General features: G+C 31.8%; 4 protein-coding genes. 3 read left to right on the forward strand and 1 reads right to left on the reverse strand.

Going from position 1 to position 3,581, the window contains the following annotated elements; translation table 11 throughout:
• Nucleotides 1-367 precede the first annotated feature (367 nt).
• The 3 genes from SVN78_09380 (at nucleotide 368) to SVN78_09390 (ending at nucleotide 2,850) form a co-directional block, all read left to right on the forward strand.
• A complete protein-coding gene (locus tag SVN78_09380) occupies nucleotides 368-607 on the forward strand; it encodes a cold shock domain-containing protein (GenBank protein ID MDY6821817.1) in 240 nt (79 codons plus the stop codon).
• 260 nt (nucleotides 608-867) lie between these two features.
• Nucleotides 868-1,899 carry an alcohol dehydrogenase catalytic domain-containing protein gene (locus tag SVN78_09385; protein ID MDY6821818.1) on the forward strand — a complete coding sequence of 344 codons (1,032 nt, stop codon included), beginning with the start codon at nucleotides 868-870 and terminating at the stop codon, nucleotides 1,897-1,899.
• 36 nt (nucleotides 1,900-1,935) lie between these two features.
• Complete coding sequence (locus SVN78_09390) at nucleotides 1,936-2,850, forward strand: glycerophosphodiester phosphodiesterase family protein (GenBank protein ID MDY6821819.1); 915 nt, start codon at nucleotides 1,936-1,938, stop codon at nucleotides 2,848-2,850.
• 8 nt (nucleotides 2,851-2,858) lie between these two features.
• Here SVN78_09390 and SVN78_09395 read toward each other — a convergent pair whose 3' ends face one another.
• The gene (locus SVN78_09395; protein MDY6821820.1) at nucleotides 2,859-3,500 is read right to left on the reverse strand and encodes an L-fuculose-phosphate aldolase; all 642 of its coding nucleotides are present in this window, start codon (nucleotides 3,498-3,500) and stop codon (nucleotides 2,859-2,861) included.
• Nucleotides 3,501-3,581 lie beyond the last annotated feature (81 nt).

Consider the following 3,581-nt stretch of genomic DNA (forward strand, 5'->3'; position numbering starts at 1 on the left):
CATAGCTACCATAGCAGTAATTAAAAGAGAGACAAATTCATGGCGCTGGCCAATATTTACCGCTTTTTACACTACAGCAGTTGCCTGGATAGTTGCCTTTATTGTATACCAGGGTGGCAAGTTTTTGGGATTATAAACTTTTTCTCAACTTCGCAAGCCAGATTTTCAGCGTAAATGCGCTTTTTCAATCAATTTTCCCTCTATCTTCCAATTTTACAATATCTCCAAAATTCGCATATTAAACTTTATTGTAAATATGTAGAAAGATTTTTTTATAATATATAAATATATTTATTGACAAGCTACTTAAAGCTTGATATTAAGAAATTTAAGCGAAAGCCCAATTTTACAACATTTGAGGTGTTTTATGAGTTACAAAGGTACTGTGAAGTGGTTTAATGATTCAAAGGGTTATGGTTTTATTACTAGCTCTGATGGTAAGGATGTGTTTGTGCACTATTCTGCTATTTCTGCACAAGGATTCAAAACATTAAAGGAAGGGGATGAGGTCACTTTTGATATTATAGATGGACCAAAAGGACCGCAAGCATCTAACGTTTCAATTATTAAACAGGCAAGATCAACTCAAAAAAGAGATCAAAGGTAAAATTAAGGGAGCTTTAATTCAAGCTCCCTTAATTTTGCAATATCATCAGTGTCCTGAGCCACAGATACTAATCCAACTATTGATCGATTGATCAATGTGGAAAATATGTTGGCGTTATGAAGAATAGATAGTTGGATACAGTGATAATGCAATATTAGCTATACCTCCGAGTAAGGGTTTTCTTTTCTTAATAATATTATATATTATAGATTAAGATAAAATTTTATTTAATAATTTTATAATATTTTAATGGGTGAGAGATGAAAGCTTATATATTAGATGGTGTTGTCAGTAATATAGAAAAACTGTCAGAGCACTTATATATACATGAATTAGAAAAGCCTGAATGTGGGGATGAGGAAATACTTATAAAAGTTGAGGCATGTGGGATTTGTCATACCGATTTAGATGAGATCGAGGGAAGATTAATCCCAACAAAACTACCCATCGTTTTAGGGCATCAAATTGTAGGAAGGGTAGCAGAAAAAGGAAAATCAGTAGATAGGTTTAATATTGGCGATAGAGTAGGGGTTGGTTGGATAAATAAGGCTTGTGGGGTATGTTATTTTTGTAAAAATAAATTAGAGAATCTATGCGATAATTTTGTTTCAACTGGTAAGGATGTTGATGGAGGTTATGCAGAATATACAAAGGTTCATAAAGATTATGCACTTTTAATGCCCGAGGGTTTTGATAGCTATTTGGCAGCACCACTATTGTGTGCAGGTGGTGTAGGTTTTCGCTCACTAAGATTAACAAATATAAGAGATGGTCAAAAATTAGCTTTAACAGGTTTTGGGGCTTCAGGGCATTTAGTCTTGCAAACTGCTAAGTTTTTATATCCTAATTTAGAGGTATTTGTTTTTGCAAGAAATAAAAAGCAGAGGGAACATGCAATGCAATTAGGTGCTGATGGAGCATTTGATTACAACGAGCCTTTTAACAACAAGGTAAATGCAGTAATTGATACTACACCTGTTTGGAGACCTATTATTCATGCTTTAGGTATATTAGAGAAGTCTGGTAGGTTAGTAATAAATGCCATAAGGAAAGAGGATAGTGATAAAGAATTGTTGAAGAATCTAGATTATAATCTGCACCTCTGGCAAGAAAAGGAGATTAAGAGTGTGGCCAATGTAACAAAGAGTGATATTGAGGAATTTTTAAGAATTGCAGCTTTGATTCCAATAAATCCAACAGTTGAAATATATGATTTTAAAGATTTGGTAAAAGCCTTAAAAGAGCTAAGAAAAGGTATAATTAGGGGATCTAAGGTATTGAAAATTAATTAAATAATATTACTATAGATAGGGCAATAAGGTTATATTATGTTTAAATTTTATCATAGATTAATTATAGTTTTGCTATCCTTTTTCTTGCTTTTAAGTGAGGCTAAGGGAGCTGATTTTCTAAATCAATTATTTAGGGATATAGGGGATAATGTGAATATAGTTAATTTTGTTGTAATAGCCCACAGGGGTTCTAGTGGCTATGCGCCAGAACATACAATAGCAGCATATAAAAAAGCTATAGATATGGGGGCAGATTATATTGAGATTGATTTACAGCAAACAAAAGATGGTGTATTAATATGCATGCATGATGAATCATTAGAAAGGACAACAAATGCCCAAGAGGTTTATCCTAATAGGGATTCTTATAATGTGAATGATTTTACACTAGCTGAAATTCAAGAGTTAGATGCTGGTTCGTGGTTTAATAAATCCTATCCTAAATATGCAGATAATGATTATGTAGGCTTGAAAGTTCCTACTTTAGAAGAAGCTATTAAAACTATAGAGGACTATAGTAATAAAAAACATAAATACTATATAGAAATAAAATCCCCTGAATTATATGAGAATATAGAGGAGAATTTATTAAAGACCCTTTATTATTATAATATTTTAGATAGAACAATAATACAGTCTTTTAATAGTGAAACTTTGAAGAAAATTAAAGATTTAGAGAATTCAGCTAAAACAGTTCAGTTAATTTCTGATGAGAATTCTGATGTTATTGAAAAGATTGGTCCCTTTGGGGCATATAATAGTTATATTGATGGTTTGGCTGTTGAAAAAAAGTTGGCAGATAAAGAGCTTATAGAGAAGGCTCACAATAACAATTTATTTATACATACCTGGTGTGTAAATGATAGAAAGATGATGGAAAAGCTCATTGATTCTGGAGTTGATGGTATTATAACAGATTACCCAGACTTATTGATTGATCTATTTCAATAAAAACAGTTTTATTGGCCATAATTTCTGAATTTTTCAATATTTTTTTCTATCTCATTTTTCTTTAAAAGGACTGGTTTTCCAATGCATTTGGTTCTGTAAAATAATTCTGCCATAAACTCTGTGATTTCTGCTATAGTAAATGCTTCTTCTATAGAATTGCCAGTGGATATAAGGCCGTGATTAGATAGTAGGCATGCTTTAAAGGATTTATTTAGGGCATCTACTACATTTTTTGCTAATTCTGCAGTGCCATAGGTTGCGTACTTAGCGCATGGTACCTTAGTGCCTGCAAATGCCACTAAATAGTGTAATGGAGGTATTTCCCAGTTTAGTGTTGCAATTGTTGTAGCAAATGTTGAGTGGGTGTGAACAACTGCAGTTGCATCCTCCCTATTTTTATATATCTCTAAGTGCATCTTTGATTCGCTTGAAGGTTTTCTAGAGCCCTCTTTAATATTATTATCTAAATCTATAATAACAATATCTTCTTTGGTTGTCTCAAAGTAGTCCATGCCTGATGGGCTGATTGCAATAAGTTCTTTACTTTTATTAAATATAGATAAATTGCCACCAGTAGCTTTTGTTAATCTTGCTGTTATTAATTTTTTTCCGTATTCAACTATTTTTTCTCTTTCTTCTAATAGCTCCATTATTATTTCTCCTTATTTATATAATTTTCTGATAGTTTATAATTTAATTCCCAATTATCCTAAATATTTTTGTATATATTA

Source organism: Deferribacterota bacterium, assembly GCA_034189185.1.
Classification (GTDB): Bacteria; Chrysiogenota; Deferribacteres; order Deferribacterales; family UBA228; genus UBA228.

What these genes read in the sequence shown, in the direction of transcription:
- SVN78_09380 (MDY6821817.1), top strand. Translation starts at nt 368, where the DNA reads ATGAGTTACAAAGGTACTGTGAAGTGGTTTAATGATTCAAAGGGTTAT.
- SVN78_09385 (MDY6821818.1), top strand. Translation starts at nt 868, where the DNA reads ATGAAAGCTTATATATTAGATGGTGTTGTCAGTAATATAGAAAAACTG.
- SVN78_09390 (MDY6821819.1), top strand. Translation starts at nt 1,936, where the DNA reads ATGTTTAAATTTTATCATAGATTAATTATAGTTTTGCTATCCTTTTTC.
- SVN78_09395 (MDY6821820.1), bottom strand. Translation starts at nt 3,500, where the DNA reads ATGGAGCTATTAGAAGAAAGAGAAAAAATAGTTGAATACGGAAAAAAA.